Origin of the sequence: Agreia sp. (assembly GCF_964263775.1) — a bacterium.
GTDB lineage: Bacteria > Actinomycetota > Actinomycetes > Actinomycetales > Microbacteriaceae > Agreia.
On record NZ_CAXVWM010000061.1, the window covers coordinates 1 to 2,837 of the forward strand.

Here is a 2,837-nt window from a genome sequence, read left to right on the forward strand (position 1 = left end):
ACGAACAATGTTCCGTCGGGCGCCTTCCGCGGCTACGGGCTCGGTCAGGTGATCTTCGCGATCGAGTCGGCGATGGACGAGCTGGCACGGACCGCCGGCATCGATCCGTTCGAGCTGCGCAGGCTCAACTCCGTCACGCCGTCCGACCCGCTGATCGTGACCCACGTCGAAGGCGACGACCTGGTGCTGGGCGGCTACGGGCTCGACCAGTGCATCGACCTGGCCGAAAAGGCGCTCGCTCGTGGCAACTCTGCGGGTGCACCACCGGGGGTCGAGTGGCGCGTCGGCGAGGGTATGGCCTCGTCGATGATCGCCACGATGCCGCCTCGCGGGCACTTCTCGGAGGTCACCGTGACTGCAGATGCCGACGGCGGCTACACGATCGGCGTCGGCACGGCGGAGTTCGGAAACGGCACGACCACAGTGCACACCCAGCTCGCCGCGACCGCGCTCTCGACGACGCCCTCGCGCATCCGAATTCGGCAGAGCGACACCGATGCCGCACGATACGACACGGGCGCCTTCGGATCGGCCGGCACCGTGGTGGCAGGCAAGGCCGTACTAAGGGCGGCCGAGTCGCTCGCTCGCCAGTTGCGCCAGCGTGCCGCCGATCGAACCCAGACGGCTCCGGACTCCTGGGTTCTCGACGACGGCACGCTCGTCTCGAACGAACACAGGCTCTCGGTCGCCGAACTCGTCGGCCCCGGCGGACTGACCGCGACGGCCGCCGAGAACGGAGACCGGCGCTCGATCGCTTTCAACGTGCACGCTTTTCGTGTGGCCGTGAACACGCTCACGGGCGAGGTGCTCATCTTGCAGTCGATCCAGACAGCGGACGCCGGATTCGTGCTCAACCCGGCGCAGCTGCGGGGCCAGATCGAAGGCGGCGTGGCGCAGGCAATCGGCACGGCGCTCTACGAGGAGATCATCAACGACGGCGCGGGAACAGTGCTCACCACGGTGCTGCGTAACTATCACATTCCGCAGCTCTCCGACGTGCCGGTCACCGAGGTGTACTTCGCCGACACGCGCGACCCGCTCGGCCCGTTCGGCGCCAAGTCGATGAGCGAGGCACCCTACAACCCCGTCGCGCCGGCCCTCGCGAACGCCGTCACAGACGCGATCGGCCGCCGACCCATCGAGCTGCCCATGTCGCGCGACCGCATCTGGCGCCTGCTGCAGAATTAGAGCGGCCGAGCCGCCCTCACCGACGTCGTGCGGTGGATTGGCCCGGTCTGCGATCGCAGCGGCTCCCCGCCCGATCCCGTGCGACTCGCGATCACCTCGGCGAGAATCGAGATCGCCGTCTCCTGCGGCGTGCTGCCGCCCAGGTCGAGTCCGATCGGCGAGTGCAGCCGATCGAGTTCGACGGCGCCGAGGCCCCCTTCTTCGAGTGCTTTGAGTCGGCGCTCGTGAGTCAGTCGCGACGCCATCGCGCCCACGAACGCGACCGGCAGGCGCAGTGCGGCGTCGAGCAGGGGGATGTCGAACTTCTCGTCGTGGGTCAGCACGCAGATCACCGTGCGCGAGTCGATCGCGGTCGAGCGAAGGTAGTCGGACGGCCACGCGACGACCACCTCGTCGGCCGAGGGAAAGCGCTGAGGCGTGGCGAACAGCGGCCGGGCGTCGCACACGGTCACGTGGTAGCCGAGAAGACTGCTCGCATTGGCGAGCGCCGCCGAGAAGTCGACGGCGCCGAAAATGATCATGCGCGGGGCGGTCGCGGCCACGACGAACAGCACTCGAAGGGGCTCACCGTCGCACTCAATGTCGAGGGTGCCCGAGAGGCCCGAAGACACACGCGCGGTGAGTTCGTGCAGGATGCGCCGCGCCGTGAGCAAATCGAGTCCGGCGCGTTCGACGTCGGTCGCGAAGGCCGTCGCCGCGATCATTGTTCCGGCAGCCCGGCCGGCGACGATGATCGCGATGCCCGCCGGGCGGCCGTCGCGGGTCGCCTCGAGTTCGCGAACGACACGGTCGTCGAGCGCGCCGCGAACGGCCCCGGTGGCGATCTCGTGAACGAAGACCTCGATGCGTCCGCCGCAGCTGAGACCGGCGGCGAACGCGTCGCCTTCTGTGAAGCCGAACTCGGCGAGAACGGCGTCGCCCGTCTCGAGCACACCCTCGGCGGCCTGGTAGACGGCGCCCTCCACGCATCCGCCCGAGATGCTGCCGAGCACCCTCCCCCGGTCGTCGACGGCCATCGACGTGCCGAGGGCCCGGGGAGCCGAGCCATCCACCGTGGTGACCGTCGCGACGGCGAGGCGACGACCCGCGCCGAGCGAGTCGAGCAGGGCTGCTGCGATGTCGAGCATGGGCGCGTCTCTTTCGGCTGCGAGGACGATGCAGGGGCCTCGCTGCACCTGACACAATCCTGACACAGCGAGGTGCTAGAACTGGTGAATGCTCGTCATCCGCAATGCCGTGACCACCCTGATCGACGAGGCCCACGAGAGCGCGGCCGACCTCGCCCTGGCCGACGGGGTCGTCGTGTCTGCGGCCGTCGCGGCGACCGTCGAGAGCGACGAGATCGAGGTGCTGGATGCATCCGGTTGCGTGGTGACGCCGGGTCTCGTGAACGCGCACCACCACCTGCTGCAAAGTGCGTTCCGCACGCTTTCCGGCACCCGCGGCGTCGCGATGAGCGACTGGCTGCCAACCATGGCCGCGGCGTACGGCCGCGTCGGAATCGACCCAGACCTCGCGCACGCCGCCGCCCTCGTGGGGGTCGCCGAGGGTCTGCTCTCGGGGGTCACGACGGTGGCCGACCACCACCTCACCTGGCCCGAGGACTGTGATGACGTCGGCATCGCACGGGCCACCGCGTCGGCCGCCTC

The 2,837-nt window shown here is 69.3% G+C and carries 3 protein-coding genes; 2 read left to right on the forward strand and 1 reads right to left on the reverse strand.

The window, feature by feature from the left end:
• Positions 1-1,188 (forward strand): xanthine dehydrogenase family protein molybdopterin-binding subunit (locus ACE5CZ_RS05240; RefSeq protein ID WP_374946286.1); only part of this gene is annotated, 1,188 nt, incomplete at its 5' end.
• Here ACE5CZ_RS05240 and ACE5CZ_RS05245 read toward each other — a convergent pair.
• Positions 1,185-2,315, reverse strand: a complete 1,131-nt coding sequence (locus ACE5CZ_RS05245; RefSeq protein WP_374946287.1) for an XdhC family protein — start codon at positions 2,313-2,315, stop codon at positions 1,185-1,187. The two genes, ACE5CZ_RS05240 and ACE5CZ_RS05245, sit on opposite strands and share 4 nt — an antisense overlap.
• A gap of 88 nt (positions 2,316-2,403) precedes the next feature.
• Here ACE5CZ_RS05245 and ACE5CZ_RS05250 point away from each other — a divergent pair.
• A partial coding sequence (locus ACE5CZ_RS05250) for an amidohydrolase family protein (protein ID WP_374946288.1) occupies positions 2,404-2,837 on the forward strand: 434 nt, incomplete at its 3' end.

Excerpts from the sequence above, each read along its gene's own strand:
- ACE5CZ_RS05245 (WP_374946287.1), bottom strand. The coding sequence starts at position 2,315 with ATGCTCGACATCGCAGCAGCCCTGCTCGACTCGCTCGGCGCGGGTCGT.